The organism is Paraburkholderia xenovorans LB400 (genome assembly GCF_000013645.1).
Lineage (GTDB): Bacteria > Pseudomonadota > Gammaproteobacteria > Burkholderiales > Burkholderiaceae > Paraburkholderia > Paraburkholderia xenovorans.
Map to the genome: position 1 here is coordinate 2773441 of NC_007951.1, position 20547 is coordinate 2793987.

Here is a 20547-nt window from a genome sequence, read left to right on the forward strand (position 1 = left end):
GGTAGAGCTGTTGCCAGCCCGAAACGCGCGCGAAGGAGTCGATCATGGATTCCGGCAGGAGAAGGTAAGGTCTGCGGTGACGCGGTCAATCGGGATTGGACCGCACATGATAGCGACTCCGGGATACCCCGTATCAAGTCGATTGGAAATCGGCCGTAGATGCATGAGGAACACGCTGCATCCGCATTGGATGGAGGTGTCGACAGACTGCGTCAAGCACGCCATCCAGGAGACCACAATGACGCGTTTCAGCTTTCGCCGGACGGCCCGTTCGCAAACGGTCGTCGGCGATATTGCCGCGCAAGCCGGCAAACTGGGTATCGAGATCTGCGACGTATCGGGCCACGTCGAGGAAGTGGCGGCGCGCGTGCAGCGCCAGGCGCACGTATGCCGGGCGCTGCGCGAATCGGCGGCGCACACGCTCGCGGGCAATCATCGCATTGCCGCTGCCGCGCGCGAAATGAGCCACGTATCCGCCGAAGCGGCGACCGGTGTGCAGCAATCGCAGCAGACGCTCGAAGCGTCGCTGGCCGATATCCACGGACTCGTGGAAGGCGTGACCGTTATCGAAAGCCAGATCGGCGCGCTGCGCAGCGCGCTCGCGCATGTGAGCCGCGTCTCCGAGGAGATCTCGCTGATCGCCCGGCAGACGCATCTGCTCGCGCTGAATGCCGCAATCGAGGCCGCGCGTGCCGGCGACTCCGGCAAAAGCTTCGCAGTAGTCGCGGCCGAGGTGAAGACTCTCTCGGCCAAGACCGCCCAGGCCACGGGCCAGATCGAGACGACGCTCTCGCAACTCACGCAGCAGACCGAGCAGCTGATCAGCGAGGGTTCCGCCAACACGGCACGAGCACACCGGGTGCGGGAAGGCACGCGCAAGATCGGCGATGTCGTGCATGCAACCGGCGACGCGATCGCGCATCTGAACAATGAAGCGGGACAGATCGCCCTGCTGACCGGCGAGATCGAAACGCAGTGCGACGGACTCGAGGCACAGGTGCTGGAAATGGCGAGCGGCGTCGAGGATTCGAGCGAAAACTTCGCGCAGGCTAAAGACCGTTTGGGCAATCTGCTCGATGTATCCGAAACCCTGATCGAACTGACCGCCGCGACGGGTGTGGAAACGGCGGATACGCGTTTCATCGAGGCCGTGCAGAAAGCCGCCGCCGCGGTGAGCAAGGCATTCGAAACGGCCGTGGCGCGCGGTGAAGTGTCGATCGAAGATCTGTTCGATCAGCATTATGTAGCGGTGACCGGAAGCAATCCGCCGCAGTTCCTGACGCGGTTTACCGCGTTGACCGACCGGGTGTTGCCGGCCATTCAGGAGCCTTTGCTCGATCTCGACCCACGTGTGGTCTTTTGCGCGGCGGTCGATGTGCGGGGTTATCTGCCGACGCACAATCGCAAGTTTTCTTTGCCGCAGCGTGATGACGTGGTCTGGAATATGGCTAACTGCCGTAATCGGCGGATGTTCGATGACCGGACCGGGATTGCAGCGGCCTCACATACGAAACCGTTCCTGTTGCAGACGTACCGGCGCGATATGGGCGGCGGCGAATTTGTGTTGATGAAAGATGCGTCCGCACCCATTTTTGTCGGCGGGCGGCATTGGGGCGGCGTTCGGATTGGGTATAAGGTTTGAGGTTTTTCAGGGTGGCCGGCTGGGTCCGTGCAACACGCCCAACCGCTTCCACCCATTGCCTAAACCGCCATCACGGCCCGTTTTCTCTCCGCCCGCTGCATGAAGTAGTTGGCGACCACGACCCCAACCGTGACCACCGCGATAAACAGCGTGGCCAAAGCGTTCATCTCCGGATTCAGCCCCAGACGAACGCGCGAGAAAACGACCAGCGGCAGCGTGGTCGAACCGGGCCCGGACAAAAACGCCGACAGCACCAGATCGTCGATCGACAACGTAAACGACAACAACCAGCCCGACACAAGCGCCTGCGAAATCAGCGGCAACGTGATGAAGAAAAACACCCGCAACGGCGTAGCCCCAAGATCCAGCGCCGCCTCTTCGAGCGAAGGATGCAGTTCCTTCACCCTCGACTGCACAATGATCGCCACATAAGAGATGCACAGCATCACGTGCCCGATCCAGATCGTGAAAATGCCGCGTCCGGCCGGCCATCCCAACCACTTGGCCATTTCGATGAACAGGAGCAGCAGCGAAATGCCCTGAATCACCTCGGGAATCACCAACGGCGCGTTGATCATCCCCGTATACAACGTGAAGCCGCGAAACCGTCCCATGCGCGCGAGCACGAACCCGGCCCACGTGCCGATGATCACCGACGCAAACGCCGTCAACAACGCCACTCGCAACGACAACCACGCCGCCGCGATCAGTTCGTCATCCTGTAGCAACGCCGCATACCAGCGTGTCGAAAAACGCGTCCACACCGTGACCAGTTGCGATTCGTTGAACGAATACACAATCAGACTCACGATCGGCACGTACAGAAACACAAACCCGATTCCGAGGGCAATGAACTGCAAAATCCGGTTCGGCTTCATCAGCGCTTTTCCTCCATCGCCTTTGCCTGCGAGTACTGGAAAAGCGCCATCGGCACCAATAGCAGCAACACCATCGCGCACGTCACGGCGGATGCCATCGGCCAATCGGCATTGTCGAAGAACTCGTTCCACATCACGCGGCCGATCATCAGCGTGTTCGCGCCGCCCAGCAATTCGGGAATCACGTACTCGCCCACTGCCGGAATGAACACCAGCAAACAGCCGGCGATGATGCCGTTCTTCGAGAGCGGCAACGTGATCTGCCAGAATGCCTTCCAGGGCCGCGCTCCGAGGTCGTAGGCGGCCTCCAGCAGCGTCATGTCCATTTTCACCAGATGCGCGTACAGCGGCATGACGAGAAAAGGCAGATACGAATAGACCATGCCGATATAAACGGCGGTATTCGTGTGATACAGCTCGATCGGCGAGTGAATCAGCCCGATCGACATCAGGAAGTTATTCAGCAAGCCATTGTTCTTCAGGATGCCGATCCACGCATACACGCGAATCAGAAACGACGTCCAGAACGGCAGCATCACGGCCATCATCAGCAGATTGCGGCTGGCCGGATTCGAACGGGCGATGTAATACGCCATCGGGTAGCCGATCAGCAAACACAACAGCGTCGAGATCGCGGCCACCACCACGGAATTCACGTAGGTCGCGAAATAGAGGCTGTCGGTCAGCAGAAACGCGTAATGCGACAGGTCGAGCGTGATGTGAATCGCGCCGTCCGCGAAGTTGGTCAACTCCGTGTACGGCGGAATGCCGAGCTGCAAGTCGGCGAAGCTGATCTTGACGACCAGCAGGAACGGCACGAGAAAAAACAGCAGCAGCCAGATGAACGGACCGGCCACCACCGCCGTGCGGCCGGTCAGGTTGAAGCGCCGCACCGGCCAGTTGGCGAAGGAATTGAACGAGCGCTTCATGACGTCAGCACCACGCCGGCCGACGCGCTCCAGCGCACGTACACTTCGTCGCCCCAGGTGGGCGGATCGATCTCCGTCAACGCGAGGCTCGTCACATTCGCAATCACCGTTTTGCCCGCGTCGAGCTTCACGTGATACAGCGAATAGCCGCCCATGTAAGCGATATTCGTGACGACACCTTTACCCCAGTTGTACGCGCCCTCAGGCGGTTTGCGCGTAAGCGCGATGCGCTCGGGGCGCACCGAAATCGTCACCGGCATGCCGAGCGGACCGGTGATACCGTGACTGACATACAGGCGGCACGGCAGATCCGGCGTTTCGATGAATACGTGATCGGGTTCGTCTTCGACCGTATGCCCGTCGAACAGATTCGTCGAGCCGATGAACTCGGCCGAGAAGCGGCTGTTCGGATACTCGTAGACTTCGTGCGGCGTGCCGAGCTGAATGATCTCGCCTTCGCTCATCACGGCGAGACGGCTCGCCATCGTCATCGCCTCTTCCTGATCGTGCGTCACCATCATGCAGGTCACGCCGACCTTGTCGAGAATGTTGACCAGTTCGATCTGGGTGCGTTGACGGATCTGCTTGTCGAGCGCGGACATCGGCTCGTCGAGCAGCAGCAGCTTGGGCCGCTTGACCAGTGATCGCGCCAGCGCCACACGCTGCTGCTGGCCGCCCGAGAGCTGATTCGGCTTGCGCTTCGCGAAGCGGCCCATCTGCACGAGGTCGAGCACGGCCTGCACGCGGTCCTTCAGTTCGGCTTTCGGCACGCCTTCCTGCTTCAGACCGAAGGCGACATTCCCCTCCACCGTCATGTGCGGAAACAGCGCATACGACTGAAACATCATGTTGACCGGCCGGCGGTACGGCGGCAATTGCGCGAGGTCCTCACCGTCGATCAGGATCTTGCCCGAAGTCACGCTTTCGAGCCCGGCCATCATGCGCAACAAGGTGGACTTGCCGCAGCCGGAACTGCCGAGCAGCGCGAACAGCTCGCCCTTTTTCACCGACAGGTTGACCCCTTTGACCGCCACGGTCTCACCGAACTTCTTGACGACGTCGACGACCTGGACGAAGTTGTCCGCGGCGTCGTTCGCAACGGCGTTCAGGCTCGGGGACGACGCGGCGGCCCCCGCCAGCGCGCCCGACTGGTCACTACTCATCACAATGCTTTACTCCGGCGTTTGACGAACAAAGCCCCCGGTGAACACCGAGGGCTTCATGATGATGCTTACCCGCTCACACCGGCCGCGAGTCAGCGGCCGGACTTGAACTCAGTCCACAGCCGCGTTTGCAGCCGCTGGATTTCCGGCGGCAGCGGCTTGAGGAGGAACAGGGTCTTGATGACTTCAGGCGGCGGATAGACTGCCGGGTCGTTCGCCACGTCCTTGTCCACGTATTTGCGCGCTTCGAGGTTGGCGCTCGGATAGTACACGGCGTTGGTGATCGCGGCGTGAACCTGCGGCGTTTCGATGTAGTTGATCCACTCGAGCGCGGCTTCCTTGTTCTTCGCGTCCTTCGGAATCGCCATCACGTCGAACCATACCGGTGCGCCGCCCTTCGGAATGTAATACTCGACCTTGTAGGCCTTCTTCGCTTCGACCGCGCGATGCTTGGCGATCACAATGTCGCCGGACCAGCCGTACGCGAAGCACACGTCGCCGCCCACCAGGTCGTTGATATAGCCCGACGAGTTGAACTGCGTGATATACGGGCGGATCTTCTTCATCATCTCGAGCGCGGCGCGGTAGTCGGCCGGATTCGTGCTCATCGGATCCTTGCCGATGTAGTGCAGCGCGGCGGCGAACATCTGGTCCGGCGCGTCGAGCACCGACACGCCGCAGGCCTTCAGCTTCGAGATGTTTTCCGGTTTGAAGAGCACGTCCCAGCTGTCGAGCGGCACGTTCTTGCCGAGGATCTGCTGCGCTTTGGTGACGTTGTAGCCAAGGCCGGTCGTGCCGTATGCCCAGGGCACGGTAAACTTGTTGCCGGGATCGGCGCCCGCGACGAGCGCCATCAGCGAAGGATCGAGGTATTTCAGGTTAGGCAGCTTCGATTTGTCGAGCGGTGCGAAGATGCCGGCGGCGATCTGCTTGCCGGCGTAATTGCTGGTGGGCACGACGATGTCGTAGCCGGAATTGCCGGTGAGGAGCTTGGCTTGCAGCGTGTCGTCGCTGTCGTAGTTGTCGTATCTGACCTGGACGCCGGTCTGCTTCGTGAAGTTGGGAATGGTGTCCTTGGCGATGTAATCGGACCAGTTATACACGTTCAGTTGCGTGTCTTTCGCAGCGGCCGTCAACCACGGCGTCGCACACAGAACCAGCGCCGCCACTTGCCCCACTACCCGTCTTTTCATCCCGTTCTCCGATCCTGACCGGCCGAGCCGACCGTCTTCACCTACGCCGCGCCACAGCGCGCGGCTCCCCTGAAAAAACCGCAAAGTACCATCAATTATTGCGCGCTTCAAAAAAAATGCCAGGCTGTCGCGCAAACGGTACAGCGCAAGCCGCACCGATGGAAAATTGGCCGCAATTTTAGCGGGTTATGCGCCGCTGTCTACCCGAAAAAAACACGGGTACCGGCCGCGCTGTTATCTCGTTGTCAAGTCGCCGCCGTGAAGGCGCACCGCGTCACGTCCGACGGAGCACAATAGCTCTCACCAGCCCAAACGACACGGCCCGCCGCGAATCCCGCGGCGCGCGCCACGCCCGGCGGGCATGCGGCTTGCAAGAGGATGCAGTCTTGAACCTCAGGCACTGATGAACACCAATCCGTCCGCATTGCGACCCAACCGACGCCGACGCCTGCCGGCCAGTGGACCGGCACGTCCGCCGCACTGGTTCTCGTTCGTCGGCGCGGGCGCACTGATCGCGGTCGGCTATATCGATCCGGGCAACTGGGCGACGGCGCTCGGCGCCGGGGCCGGCTACGGCTACCGCCTGCTCAGCATGGTATTGCTGGCGAGCCTGATGGCGATGCTGCTGCAATGGCTGTCGTCGCGCCTCGGCGTGGTGACCGGCCGCGACCTCGCGCAGATCTGCCGCGAGCGCACGAGCCGCCGCGGCACCCTGTTCCTGTGGCTGACGAGCGAGGTCGCGATCATCGCGTGCGACGTCGCCGAGGTGGTCGGCAGCGCCGTCGCGTTGCAATTGCTACTTGGCGTGTCGCTCACGGTAGGCGTGTTGATGTCGGCCGTCTGCACGTTCGCGCTGCTCGCGCTCCAGCAGAAAGGCGGCCGCAAGCTCGAAGCGGTGATCGCGGCGCTGATCGGCTTTGTCGGCCTGTGCTTCGTGGTCCAGCTCGCGCTCGCGCGGCCGGACTGGCATGCAGCGCTTGCCGGCACCGTGCCGAGCGTCGAACTGCTGCGCAATGCGGGCATGGTGTGGCTTGCGGCGGGCATCGTGGGCGCGACCGTGATGCCGCACAACCTCTATCTGCACTCGGCGCTCGTCAAGCACCACGCGCCGGAGGGCAGCGACGCGCAGATCAAGGCCGCGCTGCACGTGGTCAATCTCGACACCTTCGGCTCGCTCTCGTTTGCGTTCGTGATCAATGCGGCGCTGCTGATCGTGGCCGCCGCCGTGTTCTACGTGAGCGGGCATCGTGACGTGACCGATCTCGCGGATGCCCACCGGCTGATCGCGCCGCTCGTCGGCACGCACTGGGCCGGCATCCTGTTCGCGGCCGCGCTGCTCGCCTGTGGGTTGAGCGCGACGGTTACCGGCACGCTGGCCGGCCAGGCGGTCATGGAAGGCTTTCTGCGCATCCGCCTGCCGCGCTGGCAGCGCGCCCTGCTGACCCGCGCGCTGGCAATCGGGCCGGCGCTCCTCGCAGTCGCGCTGTTCGGCCAGCATGGTTCCAACCAGTTGCTGGTGGCAAGTCAGGTAGTGCTGAGCCTGCAATTGCCGCTCGCGGTCGTGCCTTTGATCCGTTACACCTCGGACGCCGGACTCATGCGCGGCTGGCGCGTGCGCGGCGTGCCGCTCGCGCTCGCCTGGCTGTCCGCCGCGTTCATCGTGATGCTCAATGGCGCGCTGCTGTGGCAACTGGCGTTTGGCAATTGAAAGACCTTTTTCAGGCGGGCTGTAAATGATGTGACTTTGTAAGTATTCTCTGAGTATCTGGAAATGACCGGTGATCTTGCCCGTAGCTGAAGCATGCCGGCCGTTTGACCCGTTTCATCCCGGCTGCCGGGTTCTTGCGGCAGCCGTTTTTTTGCCCATTTTTTGCGCCTTTGGCGCTTTCGCGCGATCGATCCGGTTCGCCCGGCATGTGTCGTGGTCCTACGCCTGCCGGCCTCCGTTTCGCTCGTTGCCCTGCTCCCTGGACGACAACCCATGCGCTTTGACGCTTCAATCGACCGCGTTGCCCGCAATGCCGCTTCTCACGCTCGCCGCCCTGTTACGCGCTTTGCACGCTTCGCGCGCTCCGGTCCACGCTTCGGCCGCGCCATGCTGCTGGCTGCGCTCGTTGCCGGCGCGGCGATGTCCGGCCAGGCGCGCGCGACGGTGGCGATGCTGCAACCGCTTCGCGTGGCCGCCGCCAACGAGCCGTTGCAGATCACGATGCTCTACTCCGCCGACGACGCCAAAGCGCTGACCGTCACTGTCCCGCCGACCATTCGCGTGAGCCTGAGCGCGGGCGAGCAGTCGCCGCAGCCGCTCGACCTGCAACGCGAGCCGGGTGTGCCGGGCACGCTGCACCTGCGGCCGGGCCAGTTCCGCAAGGTGCGTTTCTCGGCGCCGTGGCCGGAATCGGCGCGCGGCGAGGTACGCATCGACCCCGTGGGATTCGACGCATCGCCCGCGCTTGTCGCGATCAATCGCGGGCCGCAGCAGGACGCGATTGCGCAGGCAGAACGCACGGAAGGCCAGGCGAGCACGCCCGCGCAGGCTGCCGCGACGGCGGCAATGGTCGATGGTCCGACCGGCGACGCCATCTCGCCGCCCGGCGACTCGCTCGCCACCACCGGACGCGGCGTGCTCGCCCACCTCTCCTATTACGAGCCGATGTACATCGCCGCGGGCCACAACGGCGACACGAACGCGCGGCTGCAGTTGAGCTTCAAATATCGGATCCGCATACCGGACGATCTGCGCTCGAAGGCGTTTCTCGACAACCTGTATTTCGCCTACACGCAGACTTCGATCTGGGATCTGTCCGCCGATTCGCGGCCGTTCCGCGACACCACCTACTCGCCGCAACTGTTCTACTACGTGCCGGACACCGGCTGGAAGAGCCCGTTCTTCACCCGCATGGGCTTTGCAGCGGGCGTCGCGCACGAATCGAACGGCAAGGCCGGCGCGGATTCGCGCAGCATCAACATGCCGTTTATCCGGCCGACGTGGGAATTCGGCGATCTGAGCGCCAACCATCTGACCGTGTCGCCGAAGATCTATTACTACGTGGGGACGAGCAGCAACCCGGATATCGCCGACTATCGCGGCTACGTCGATCTGCTGGTCAAATACGGCAGCCCGGACGGCTGGCAGCTGGCGACCACGCTGCGTAAAGGCACCAAACACTGGTACGGCAGCGTGGATACGCAATTCACCTACCCGCTCGCCAGACTGCTGGGCAGCGCGTGGGGCGGCTATCTCTGGGTGGGCTACTTCAACGGCTATGGCGAGGATCTGCTCGACTACAACAATCGCCAGCACTGGATGGCGCGGATCGGCTACAGCATCGCGCGCTGAGATGCGCGGACATCGGCTGGGATGCAGGCCGCGCCGCCACGAGACAGGCCGCGGACGCCGCCAGACGCGCGCCAACGGCGGCCTCGCCGTTGGCCACGGCGAGGCGCGTGCCGCGCATCGGTTAACATAGCGAAACTCCGCTTTCTCGCTCCAGGGTATCCGATGGCATCGAATCTTCACGATCTTCCCGACAGCCCGTGCATCGGCGTCTGCTCCACGCTGTTCGACGACATATGCAAAGGCTGCGGCCGCACCGCCGCAGAAGTGTCCAACTGGGTTTTCCTGAGCGACGAGGAGAAACGCGCCGTGTGGGTTCGCATCGAGCAGGAAGGCACGGCCATGCGGTTTGCGAACGACAAGCTTTAGGCCGTGTGGCCGGACCCGCACGGAGCGCGCCGCAGCTGACGCTCCAGGCAACGCCGCGGTCAACCCGAAGCGCAAAAAACGCCGGATCCGGCGTTTTTTTACGTGGCGACACACCGCTGGTTGTGCGCGCAAGCAACGCGCGAAATCAGAAGCGCATCCCGACACCCAGGCCGACCACCACCGGATCGATGCTCAGGCGACCCAGCGGCTGGCCGCCGAGCGTGGCATCCGTATGCATCCAGATTTTCTTGATGTCCGCGTTGACGAACAACGTCTTGGTCACCTGAACGTCGACACCGGCCTGCAGCGCCGGGCCCCAGCTATGGTTGGTAATCCCGATCGACTGGCCGCCCGCGTTCAGGCCGTTGTTGTAAAACAGCGTGTAGTTGAGACCGGCGCCCAGATACGGACGAATGCGTCCCGCATGGTTGAAGTGATATTGCAGCAACAGCGTAGGCGGCAGCACGTTCACGCCACCGAGATTGCCGAGGCTCGAGGTCAGCTGATGCCGCGAGGTGGCGAGAATCAGTTCGACGCCGAGGTAATCGCGGATCATATAGGTCAGATCCAGTTCCGGCATGATCGCGTTGTTCACGTCCACGTTGAGCGCCGACAGCGATTGGGTGGTGCTCACGTTCGGCATGATGCTGATGGCGCGCAGCCGCACCAGCACGTCGCCGGCATGAATGCCGTTCATCGTATCATCGCCCTCGGCATGCGCCTGCGAGGCAAAAGCGCCCGCGCACAGCAGGCTCGAAACGATGGCGGCGGCTTTGAATCGGTTCCTCAACGAGTGCTTCATGTGCTTCCCCAAGTATTTGTTTGCGTGTCGGAATTGTCGAAGTTCCCGTCGCGCGACATGTTGACGCGTATCAAATCAGCGAGAATGCCCATCGCCCTGCGACAGCCGGTCGCGTCGCCCCCGTGAGCAGCAGTTCGAGCAGATCGTGCACGCTGCGAATGGCCGTGCCGAACGGCAGCGCTTCGCGGCCGCGGAAAAACAGACCGTTTGCCACGTCCCCGCGCAATGCCGCCGCGAGCCGCGTGTCGATGCAGAAATGGCCGAACTTCTCGATGCCGTCGCGCCAGCCGCACGTGCTGAGACATTCGAGCGCGGTGGGACAAACGTGTTTGAGCGCGCCGACTTTCTCGCGAATTCCCGTTTCGTGGCGCAGATAACGCGCGAGCCACGGCGTTTTCACGGCGCGCGCGGGCAGCCCCGTCACGCTGACGAATTCGACGATATCCTCGGGCGTGGCCTCGGCCAGCACGCGCTTGAAATTCGGATGCGCGTCGCCTTCCTCGGTCACGGCGAACGGCGTGCCGAGCTGCACGCCGCTTGCGCCCGCGCCCAGCAGCGCGCGCACGGCTTCGTGGCTATTGATGCCGCCCGCGAGGATCAGGGGCACGTCCCCGCGCTTCAGGCCAAGCGAGGTAAAAACCGTGTCGAGCTCTTCGAGGATGCGGAAAAAATCGAAGCGCTGATCGTGCTGGTCGGCCAGGTTGTTGACGCCGAGATGGCCGCCCGCGTGCGCCGGATGTTCGATCACCACGGCGTCGGGCAAACAGCCTTTTTTCATCCACTTCTTGAGCACGAGCGCGACGCCGCGGCTGTCAGACAGAATCGGAATCAGTGCGATATCGTGCCCTTGGGTCATGTCCGGTAAATCGAGCGGCAGGCCCGCCCCCATGACGATCGCATCGGCACCGTTCTCGCACGCGACGCGCACGTAGTCCGCTTGCGCGCTGACCGCTTTCATGACGTTGACGGCGATCATGCCGCGGCCCTCGCTCAATGCTTTGGCAGCGTGGATCTCGCGGGCCAGCGCGGTGAGGTTGGCCTGTTCGAGCGTGGCACGCTCGGGCGACGCGCGGCAGAGTTCGACCAGGTCCTGATGATGGTGCCGCAGGTCGATACTGGCGATCGTGCCCAGTGCGCCTTCACGGGCGACGCTGCCGGCCAGCCGGTGCGCCGAGATGCCGACGCCCATGCCGCCTTGCACGATCGGCAGCAACGAACGGCCGCGAACGACGAGCGGCGGGAAAGAATGAGAGTTGAGCATGACTGGCCCAATGGCGGATTATCGAAGCGGTGATAATCGCCGGTCGGGCGCAGCCTGCGTTGTTTCAGGTCAATGCGCCGGCAGATGGCTCAGTGTTATGTGCCGGCCGGTTGACGCCGGTCATCTGAACCGGATCACACCCTGAATTGCATGGATTTCAGTTCGAAATACTCTTCGAGCCCGTAGACGCCGTTTTCGCGCCCGAATCCCGACTGCTTGAAACCGCCGAACGGCGCGGCCATATTCCACGTGCCGCCGTTGATATCGACCTGACCGGTTCGAATCCGCCGCGCAATGCCGACGGCACGCTCGTCGCTGCCGGCCCATACCGCGCCGCCCAGGCCATACGGTGAATCGTTGGCGATCCGAACGGCTTCCTCTTCGTCCTTGTAGGTCAGAATCGACAGGACCGGGCCGAAGATTTCCTCCTGAGCGATCGTCGCCTTGGGATGCACGCGGCCGAACACAGTGGGCTTGACGAAGAAGCCCTTCGACAACCCATCGGGCAGACCCACCCCGCCTGTCACCAGTTCGGCGCCCTCCTCGATCCCCTTCGCGATGTATTGCTGCACGCGCGCCTGCTGCGCGGCCGAAGCCAGCGGGCCGAGACGGCTCGTCTCGTTGCGCGGATCGCCGGCCACGTAAGTCTCGGCGGCCTGCTTCGCCAGCACGCGCGCTTCGTCGTAGCGCGCCTCGGGCACCAGCATGCGCGTATGCGCGGAGCACGTCTGTCCGGAATTCAGAAAGCATGCGCTGACCGTGCCTTTCACGGCCGCGGCGAAATCCGCATCGTCGAGAATGACCGAGGCCGACTTGCCGCCGAGTTCGAGCGCGACGCGCTTGACCGTCGCCGAAGCCAGCTCGGACACCCGTTTGCCGGCGCGAGTCGAGCCGGTGAACGACACCATATCCACCGACGGATGGCTCGCCAGCACTTCGCCGACCACCGGCCCATAACCGCTCACGAGGTTGAACACGCCGGCCGGCAGCCCGGCCTCGTGGATCGCCTCGGCAAGCACGAACGCGGTCAGCGGCGCGATCTCCGAGGGCTTCAGCACCACCGTGCAACCCGCGGCGAGTGCCGCCGCGACCTTCAGCGTGACCTGATTGAGCGGATAGTTCCACGGCGTGATCGCCGCCACCACGCCGACCGGCTCACGCACCACCAGCGAATTGCCGACGCGTTCCTCATACTGGAACTCGCTCGCGAGCTTCGCATACGCGCCCCAGTTATAGACCGGGCTGCCCACCTGGATGGCACGCGCGAGTTTTAGCGGCATGCCGACTTCGCCGGCGATCAAACCGGCCAGTTCGTCCGTGCGCGCTTTCAGGTTCGCCGCGACCTTGCGCAGATACTCGCCGCGTTCGGCGGCGGGCGTCGCGGCCCAGGCGTCGAAGGCCACGCGGGCGGCGGCGATCGCACTTTCGGCATCGGCCTCGACTCCCTCGGGAATGCGGCCCATGATCTCTTCCGTGCCCGAGTCGATCACGTCGATCGTGCCGGTGCCGCACGGCGCGATCCATTTGCCATCGATATAGAGTTGCTCGTACGTCTTCATGATGGTCGGTCCCTGTCTGTGTCTCCGGAATGGTCTTCTATTCTAACCAGCGGAGCGGACCGGCCGATACGCGAAGCGCGCACCATGAAAAAAGCCCGCTTCTTCGAAGAAGAAGCGGGCTTTGCGGTGCGGCGTGCTGCGGCGAGCGGTTCAGGCGCGCTTACTGCACGCCCTGGCTCAGCAGGAAGTCTTCGTAATTGCCGCCGAAGTCGTTCAACGTGCCGTCCGTCTTCACTTCGATGATCCGGTTCGCGAGGCCGCTCACGAACTCACGGTCGTGCGAGACGAAAATCAGCGTGCCTTCGAACTTGTCGAGCGCGATCTGCAGCGACTCGATCGATTCCATGTCCATGTGGTTGGTCGGCTCGTCCATCAGCAGCACGTTATGGCGGCCCAGCATCAGCTTGCCCCAGATCATGCGGCCCTTCTCGCCACCGGAGAGCACCTTGACCGACTTGCGGATGTCGTCGGCATTGAACAGCAGCCGGCCGAGCGTGCCGCGCACCATCTGCTCGTCGTCGCCTTCCTTGCGATAGACGTCGATCCACTCCATCAGCGTGACGTCGTCCGGAAACTCTTCGTACGTGTCCTGCGGCATGTAACCGATGTTCGCGTTCTCGGCCCACTTCACCGTGCCGTGATCGAGCTCCAGCTTGCCGAGCAGCGAGCGCAACAGCGTGGTCTTGCCCGCGCCGTTCTCGCCGATGATCGCAATACGCTCGCCCGGCTGCACGCTGATGCTGAAGTCGTTGAAGATGGTGCGCTCGTATTTCTTCGAGATCTTCTCGGCCACCACCGCGATGTTGTGCAGCTTCTTTTCGTACTCGAAGCGGATGAACGGGTTCTGCCGCGACGACGGCTTGAATTCCTCGATCTTGATCTTGTCGATCATCTTCAGACGGCTGGTGGCCTGACGCGCCTTCGACTTGTTCGCCGAGAAGCGGCGCACGAAGTCCTGCAAGTCGGCGACGCGTTCCTTCGCCTTCGCGTTGGCGTTCTGCTGACGCTCGCGCGCCTGCGTGCTCGCCAGCATGTAGTCGTCGTAGTTGCCCGGATAGACCTTCAGCGTGCCGAAGTCCATGTCGGCCATGTGCGTGCAGACCTGGTTCAGGAAGTGGCGATCGTGCGAGATGATGATCATCGTCGAGTTGTACTGGTTGAGCACGTCTTCCAGCCAACGGATCGAGTTGATGTCCAGGTTGTTGGTCGGCTCGTCGAGCAGCAGCACGTCCGGCTTCGAGAACAGCGCCTGTGCGAGCAGCACGCGCAGCTTCCAGCCCGGCGCCACGTTGCTCATCGGGCCGTTGTGGTTCTCGATCGCGATGCCGATGCCGAGCAGCAGCTCGCCCGCGCGCGCTTCGGCCGTGTAGCCGTCGTACTCGGCGAACTTCGCTTCGAGTTCGGCGGCATGCATGTAGTCGTCGTCCGTCGCGTCGGGGTTCGCGTAGATCGCGTCGCGCTCGGTCATGGCGGCCCACATTTCGGCGTGGCCCATCATCACGACGTCGAGCACGCGCACGTCTTCGTACGCGAACTGATCCTGGCGCAATTTACCGAGGCGGATGTTCGGTTCGAGCATGACGTTGCCCGAACTCGGCTCCAGGTCGCCGCCCAGAATCTTCATGAAGGTGGATTTACCACAGCCGTTCGCGCCGATCAGGCCATAGCGGTTGCCGCCCCCGAATTTGACCGAGATATTCTCGAAGAGGGGCTTCGGCCCGAATTGCATGGTGATATTGGCGGTAGACAGCACGGCGCGTCCCTTTGAATGTGATATCGGCGAAAAACCCAATATTTTAGCAGGTTATCGCGAATTCAACCCACACGTGCGTCGCGCTACGCGCGCCGGACGCCGCGCGGCGTCTGCAAAACGTCGGCACGCAAATCCGCGGCGGCGGACCGCGCACGGCATACCGGGCACGGCCCGTGCGGTATGACTCGCTCATGCGGGAGCCGTCCGCGGCGCTCGCGTTGCCTATACTTTTTGAACACCAACGAAGATCAAAGGAGGAAGTTCATGTCAGAACACGTCTACAAACAGATCGAACTGACCGGTTCGTCGACCAAATCGATCGACGACGCCATTAGCACGGCCATTGCAAAAGCGTCGAAAACGCTGCGCAATCTACACTGGTTCGAAGTGACGGAGACTCGGGGCCAGATCGAAAACGACAAGGTGGCTTTCTGGCAGGTGACCATCAAGGTCGGGTTGCGCATCGACTGATGGCGCGCGGGCGCGATCGTCCGCGGAAAAATCCGGAGTTGAAAAAAGCTGCGTCCGCACTGGACGCAGCTTTTTGAAGCAGCGGTCGCCGGAAATGCCGCCTCGTCGATCCTGACCTTGACGCCCTTACTTCGGCAGCGATCCGTCCACGCCTTCCACGTACCAGTTCAGGCGTTGCAGTTCCGGATCGGTCAGCGTCTTGCCGGCCGGCACCTTCACCGCGCCGGACTGATCCTTGATCGGGCCGGTGAACACGTCCCACTTGCCGCCCGCCAGTTCGTCGCGCCTCGCCGAAACCTGCTTCTGCGCGTCAGCCGGAATCGCGGACGTGTTCAGATCTTCGAGGTTGACCGCCTTCTGCGGAATGCCCCACCACACCGGATCGTTCTTCCACTTGCCGTCCAGCACCTGCTGGATCGCCGCGTTGTAATACACGCCCCAGTGCGCGACCACCGAGCCGAGGTGCGCGTCAGGACCGAACTTCTTCATATCCGAATCCCAGCCGAACGCGTGCACGTGCTTTTCCGATGCCGTGGCGAGCGTGGCGCTCGAATCGGTGTTCTGCAGCAGCACGTCCGCGCCCTGCCCGATCAGCGTTTCGGCCGCCTGCTTTTCCTTGCCCGGATCGAACCAGCTGTTGATCCAGATGACCTTGGTGTGCACCTTCGGATTCACCGAACGCGCGCCGAGCGTGTACGCGTTGATGTTGCGGATCACCTCCGGAATCGGCACCGACGCCACGAAGCCGAGCGTATTGGTCTTCGTCACGTAGCCCGCGGCAACGCCGGCGAGGTACGCGCCCTGGTACATACGCACGTCATAGGTGCCGAAGTTCGGCGCCTTCTTGTAGCCGGTTGCGTGGAGGAAAACGGTGTCCGGGAAATCTTTCGCGACCTTCAGTTCGAAGTCCTGATAGCCGAAGCTCGAACCGATGATGATCTTGTTGCCCTTGTTCGCCAGATCGCGGAACACGCGCTCGGAGTCGGCCGATTCCGGCACGTTTTCGATCCGCGTGATCCTGATCTTGCTGCCGAACTTCGCTTCCGCTTCCTTCGAGCCCTGATCGTGCGCGAAGGTCCAGCCGGCATCGCCCGGATTGCCGAGATAAACGAACGCGACGCCCGGCGCATCGGCGGCCTGCGCGCTTTGCGCGAGCGGCGCGGCGAGCGCCAGCGAGGCCGCGCCCCATGCGAAAGCGGTCAGCAGATTTCTTCTCTTCATGTTTTCTCCTGTTGTGTTTATCGAATGATGTGAAAAGCGGAGTCGATGGTCGGTCAGCCCGCCGAGAAAAACGGTTTGCCCAGCGAGGCGGGCGCATTCAGCCGGATCGTGTTCGGGTTGCGCGAAATCAGCACCAGCACGACGACCGTCGCGACGTACGGCAGCATGGCGAGGAATTGCGTCGGCACCGGCACGCCGATCGCCTGCGCATAGAACTGCAGGCCGGTCACGGCGCCGAACAGCAGCGCGCCGATCAGCAGGCGCCCCGGGCGCCACGTCGCGAACACGACCAGCGCGAGCGCGATCCAGCCGCGCCCCGAGGTGAGCTGCTCCTGCCACAAATGCAGATTGACGATCGAGTAGTAGCCGCCCGCGAGCCCGGCCATGCCGCCGCCGAAGGCCACCGCGCCGTAGCGCACGCCCACCACCGGAAAGCCGACCGAGTGCGCCACCTGCGGCGATTCGCCGACCGAGCGCAGCACCAGACCCGCGCGTGTGCGATACAGGAACCAGCCGATCACCGCGAACATCAGGAACGCGAGGTAATCGAGCGGCGTGAGGCTGAACAGTGCGGGCCCGAGCACGGGAATCTTCGAGAGGCCGGGAATGGTCCACGTGTCGATGGTCGCGCGCACCGCGGCCGACGTGTAGGGCTTGCCGACATACGCCGAGAGGCCGATGCCGAAGATCGTCAGCGACAGGCCGGTAGCGACCTGGTTGGCGAGCATGGTGAGCGTGAGAAAGGCGAACAGCAGCGACATCGCGAGACCGGCGCCGATCGCGGCAAGCACGCCGAGCCACGGGTTGCCGGTGATCGCGGTGACCGCGTAGCCGCTCACCGCGCCCATCAGCATCATGCCTTCGACACCGAGGTTGAGGACGCCCGACTTTTCGGTGACGAGTTCGCCCGCGCCCGCGAACATCAGCGGAATCGCGGCGGTGACGGCGCTCGAGGTGAGCGCGCTGGCTTGTTGAATGTCCATGAGAATCCGGCGGAAATCAGTGAATGTGAGTGAGCGGATCAATGAACCTGGGCGGCCAGCGTCCGGCGGCGCACACGGTAGTTCACGAACAGATCGGCACCCAGCAGGCAGAACAGCAACAGCCCCTGGAACACGCCGGACAGCGCCTGCGGCAACTGCATCGAAGTCTGCACCGCTTCGCCGCCGAGATACAGCAACGCCATCAGCAAACTCGCCAGCACGATCCCGACCGGATGCAGCCGCCCCACGAACACGACGATGATCGCGGTGAAGCCGTAACCCGGCGACCACGTCGCCTGCAACTGCCCGATCGGACCGGCGATCTCGCCCATACCGGCGAGGCCCGCGAGGCCGCCGCTGATCAGCAGCGAGGTCCAGATGGTTTTCTTGTCGGAGAAACCGGCGTAGCGCGCGGCGAGTGGCGCGAGTCCGCCGACGTTCATGCGGTAGCCCGCGAAGCTCTTGCGCATGAAGACCCATACGAGCGGAATCGCAATCAGCGTGACGAATACCGAGGCGTTCAGACGTGTGCCGCGCAGCCATTTGATGTGCCAGTCGCCGGCGAAGGTCGGATAGAGCGCGTCGCCGCTGAACATCTCCGACAGCGGGAAGTTCATGCCCTGCGGGTCGCGCCACGGGCCGCTCACCAGGTAGATCAGCAGTTGCGTGGCCACATACGTGAGCATCAGGCTGACGAGAATCTCGTTGGTGTTGAAGCGGCTCTTGAGCAGCGCCGGAATCGCCGCCCACACCATGCCGCCGAGCACGCCGGCGATCATCATGGTCGGCAGGATCCACCAGCCGCTGGCCTGGTCGAAATAGATCGCGACACCGCTCGCGGCAATACCGCCGAGCAGCATCTGCCCTTCGGCGCCGATGTTCCACACGTTGGCGCGATAGCCGATGGCGAGACCGAGGCCGATCAGGCACAACGGCGACGCCTTGAGCAACAGCTCGGACCAGCCGTTCACGCTGGACAGCGGCTCGATGAAAAACGCGTGCATGGCCTGCAGCGGATCGCGGCCGACGAGGCCGAAGATCAGAAAGCCGATCGCGAGCGTGAGCAACGCGGCGATCAGCGGCACGGCGAGCTGCATGGTGCGCGAGGGCGTCGTGCGTGCTTCGAGTCGATACGGGAGAGTCATGGGTAGCGTGTGATTTATAGGGTTCTCGTTCTGATGCAGGGCGACGTCACGCGTATTCGCGAGACAGACGCCGGCTCAGGCATGCGCCGGCTGTTCCGCCGAAGGCGCCGCGCCCTCGCGGTCGCCGAACAGGCCCGCCATCCAGCGGCCGATTTCCTCGGCGTTGGTCGCCCCCGTGGCGCGCACCGGCGAGAGCCGGCCGCCGGCGAGCACTGCGATGCGATCGCAGATGTCGAACAACTCCTCCAGTTCCTCCGAGATCACCAGAATCGCCACGCCGCGCGCCGACAAGTCGAGTAGCTGCTGACGGATGAACGCCGCCGCGCCCACGTCGACGCCCCATGTAGGTTGCGCGACCACCAGCACCTTGGGCGCCTGCAGAATCTCGCGGCCCATGATGTATTTCTGCAGATTGCCGCCCGACAGACTTTGCGCGAGCGCTTCGGAGCCGCCGCAGCGCACGTCGAAAGCGTCGATGCAGCGCTTCGAAAACGCGCGCATCGCGCCCGACCTGATCCAGCCCGTCTTCACCATCTGCTGACGATGCGCGGTCAGCAGCGCGTTTTCCGACAGCGTCATGGCCGGCACCGCGCCGCGGCCGAGGCGCTCCTCCGGCACGAAGCCGAAGCCGAGCGCGCGCCGCCCGCCCGCGCCGAGCCGCCCCGCCGCCTTGCCGCAAATCGTGACCGCGTCGGCGCGCACGCCGCGTTTTTCGCCCGACAGGGCCGACAGCAGTTCGGCCTGCCCGTTGCCCGACACGCCCGCGATGCCGAAGATCTCGCCGGCATGCACGCTGAACGACACGTCACGCAGCGAGGTGCCGAACGGGTCGTCGCTTTCCACCGAGAGTTGCTTCACGTCGAGCAGCACCGCGCCCGGGTTGTGCTCGCGCCGCGTGTAGTCCGGCAGCGAATGGCCGACCATCAGTTGCGCGAGCGACGCGTGGGTTTCGCCTTTGGGCTTCACGTGACCGGTCACGCGGCCGCCGCGCATCACCGTCGCGGTGTCGCACAGTTCCTGGATTTCGTCGAGCTTGTGGCTGATGTAGAGAATGCTGCAGCCTTCGGCAGCCAGCCGCCGCAGCGTCTCGAAGAGCTTGCGGACCGCTTGCGGCGTCAGCACCGAAGTCGGTTCGTCCATGATCAGCAGACGCGGGTTCTGCAGCAGGCAGCGCACGATCTCGACGCGCTGCCGCTCGCCCACCGTCAGGCTATGCACGTGGCGCTGCGGATCGATGTCGAGGCCGTAGTCGGCCGAGACTTCGCGAATGCGCCTCGCGAGCGTTTTCAGATCGAACGGTTCGTCGAGGGCGAGCGCGATGTTTTCGCCGACCGTGAGCGTCTCGAACAGCGAAAAGTGCTGAAACACCATGCCGATGCCCAGCTTGCGCGCCGCCGCGGGGCTCGCGATCTCGACCGCCTGGCCTTCCCACTGGATCTCGCCGGCGTCGGGCCGCACCGCGCCGTAGATGATTTTCATCAGCGTGCTTTTGCCGGCGCCATTTTCGCCGAGCACGGCATGGATTTCGCCGGGCGCGACGATCAACGTGACGTCGTCGTTGGCTCGCACGGCCGGATATTGTTTGGTGATGCCCTGAAGCACCAGCCGGGGCGCCGTCTGTGCCGGCCTGTTCGCCGGCTGCGCGGCGGCGCCGTTGCTATAAGAAGAGTCGCTCATGTGATTCCGTAGTGCGTCAGTGACTGCCGGTTACAGCGCGTTCGCTCCCCTTGCCGGCAAGCGATCCGTCACCACAACCGGATGACAATACCTAATTCGATCCAGTCAGTCGAGCCATCAAAATTCCCCGCAAACCCGCGTCGCAGCGCGCTTTGCGGGTATCC

Annotated in this window: 17 protein-coding genes; 5 read left to right on the plus strand and 12 right to left on the minus strand. The window is 63.5% G+C overall.

What is annotated here, in order from left to right:
* The first annotated feature begins 238 nt into the window (after positions 1–238).
* Positions 239–1642 carry a methyl-accepting chemotaxis protein gene (locus BXE_RS12260; RefSeq protein ID WP_038457842.1) on the plus strand — a complete coding sequence of 468 codons (1404 nt, stop codon included), beginning with the start codon at positions 239–241 and terminating at the stop codon, positions 1640–1642.
* Positions 1643–1701: 59 nt separating this feature from the next.
* Here the strand turns inward: BXE_RS12260 and BXE_RS12265 are convergent, their stop codons facing one another.
* The 4 genes from BXE_RS12265 to BXE_RS12280 form a co-directional block, all read right to left on the minus strand.
* Positions 1702–2520: an ABC transporter permease subunit gene (locus BXE_RS12265; protein ID WP_007181611.1), complete on the minus strand. Its 819-nt coding sequence runs from the start codon at positions 2518–2520 to the stop codon at positions 1702–1704.
* Positions 2520–3449: an ABC transporter permease subunit gene (locus BXE_RS12270; protein WP_011488619.1), complete on the minus strand. Its 930-nt coding sequence runs from the start codon at positions 3447–3449 to the stop codon at positions 2520–2522. Before BXE_RS12270 ends, BXE_RS12265 begins: the two co-directional genes overlap by 1 nt.
* Positions 3446–4612: an ABC transporter ATP-binding protein gene (locus tag BXE_RS12275; protein ID WP_011488620.1), complete on the minus strand. Its 1167-nt coding sequence runs from the start codon at positions 4610–4612 to the stop codon at positions 3446–3448. The genes BXE_RS12270 and BXE_RS12275 overlap by 4 nt, the downstream gene beginning before the upstream one ends.
* 92 nt (positions 4613–4704) lie before the next feature.
* Positions 4705–5805: a polyamine ABC transporter substrate-binding protein gene (locus tag BXE_RS12280; protein ID WP_011488621.1), complete on the minus strand. Its 1101-nt coding sequence runs from the start codon at positions 5803–5805 to the stop codon at positions 4705–4707.
* 403 nt (positions 5806–6208) lie between these two features.
* On the opposite strand from BXE_RS12280, the gene BXE_RS12285 reads away from it, so the two are divergent.
* The 3 genes from BXE_RS12285 (at position 6209) to BXE_RS12295 (ending at position 9511) form a co-directional block, all read left to right on the plus strand.
* Positions 6209–7513 carry an Nramp family divalent metal transporter gene (locus BXE_RS12285; RefSeq protein ID WP_038457839.1) on the plus strand — a complete coding sequence of 435 codons (1305 nt, stop codon included), beginning with the start codon at positions 6209–6211 and terminating at the stop codon, positions 7511–7513.
* Between the two features lie 273 nt (positions 7514–7786).
* Positions 7787–9145 carry a phospholipase A gene (locus tag BXE_RS12290; protein WP_011488623.1) on the plus strand — a complete coding sequence of 453 codons (1359 nt, stop codon included), beginning with the start codon at positions 7787–7789 and terminating at the stop codon, positions 9143–9145.
* A 162-nt stretch (positions 9146–9307) separates the two neighbouring features.
* Positions 9308–9511: a DUF1289 domain-containing protein gene (locus BXE_RS12295; RefSeq protein ID WP_011488624.1), complete on the plus strand. Its 204-nt coding sequence runs from the start codon at positions 9308–9310 to the stop codon at positions 9509–9511.
* Between the two features lie 145 nt (positions 9512–9656).
* Here the strand turns inward: BXE_RS12295 and BXE_RS12300 are convergent, their stop codons facing one another.
* The 4 genes from BXE_RS12300 to BXE_RS12315 all read right to left on the minus strand — a co-directional run bounded on the left by BXE_RS12300 (position 9657) and on the right by BXE_RS12315 (position 14886).
* Entirely contained in the window at positions 9657–10313 is a 657-nt protein-coding gene (locus BXE_RS12300; protein ID WP_011488625.1) for an OmpW/AlkL family protein, read from the minus strand.
* A 70-nt stretch (positions 10314–10383) separates the two neighbouring features.
* The gene (locus BXE_RS12305) at positions 10384–11574 is read right to left on the minus strand and encodes an NAD(P)H-dependent flavin oxidoreductase (RefSeq protein ID WP_011488626.1); all 1191 of its coding nucleotides are present in this window, start codon (positions 11572–11574) and stop codon (positions 10384–10386) included.
* A 134-nt stretch (positions 11575–11708) separates the two neighbouring features.
* Positions 11709–13133 (minus strand): aldehyde dehydrogenase family protein, encoded by a 1425-nt coding sequence (locus BXE_RS12310; protein ID WP_011488627.1) that lies wholly within the window; start codon positions 13131–13133, stop codon positions 11709–11711.
* Positions 13134–13293: 160 nt separating this feature from the next.
* Positions 13294–14886 carry an ABC-F family ATPase gene (locus tag BXE_RS12315; RefSeq protein WP_011488628.1) on the minus strand — a complete coding sequence of 531 codons (1593 nt, stop codon included), beginning with the start codon at positions 14884–14886 and terminating at the stop codon, positions 13294–13296.
* A gap of 264 nt (positions 14887–15150) precedes the next feature.
* On the opposite strand from BXE_RS12315, the gene BXE_RS12320 reads away from it, so the two are divergent.
* Complete coding sequence (locus BXE_RS12320) at positions 15151–15357, plus strand: dodecin (RefSeq protein WP_007181599.1); 207 nt, start codon at positions 15151–15153, stop codon at positions 15355–15357.
* 126 nt (positions 15358–15483) lie between these two features.
* Here the strand turns inward: BXE_RS12320 and BXE_RS12325 are convergent, their stop codons facing one another.
* The 4 genes from BXE_RS12325 to BXE_RS12340 all read right to left on the minus strand — a co-directional run bounded on the left by BXE_RS12325 (position 15484) and on the right by BXE_RS12340 (position 20383).
* Positions 15484–16578 (minus strand): BMP family ABC transporter substrate-binding protein, encoded by a 1095-nt coding sequence (locus tag BXE_RS12325; protein ID WP_011488629.1) that lies wholly within the window; start codon positions 16576–16578, stop codon positions 15484–15486.
* Between the two features lie 53 nt (positions 16579–16631).
* On the minus strand, positions 16632–17561 hold the full coding sequence (locus BXE_RS12330) for an ABC transporter permease (protein ID WP_007181597.1): 930 nt from the start codon (positions 17559–17561) through the stop codon (positions 16632–16634).
* Between the two features lie 38 nt (positions 17562–17599).
* Positions 17600–18706 (minus strand): ABC transporter permease, encoded by a 1107-nt coding sequence (locus BXE_RS12335; protein WP_011488630.1) that lies wholly within the window; start codon positions 18704–18706, stop codon positions 17600–17602.
* Positions 18707–18781: 75 nt separating this feature from the next.
* Positions 18782–20383 (minus strand): ABC transporter ATP-binding protein, encoded by a 1602-nt coding sequence (locus BXE_RS12340; protein WP_011488631.1) that lies wholly within the window; start codon positions 20381–20383, stop codon positions 18782–18784.
* Between the last annotated feature and the right edge of the window lie 164 nt (positions 20384–20547).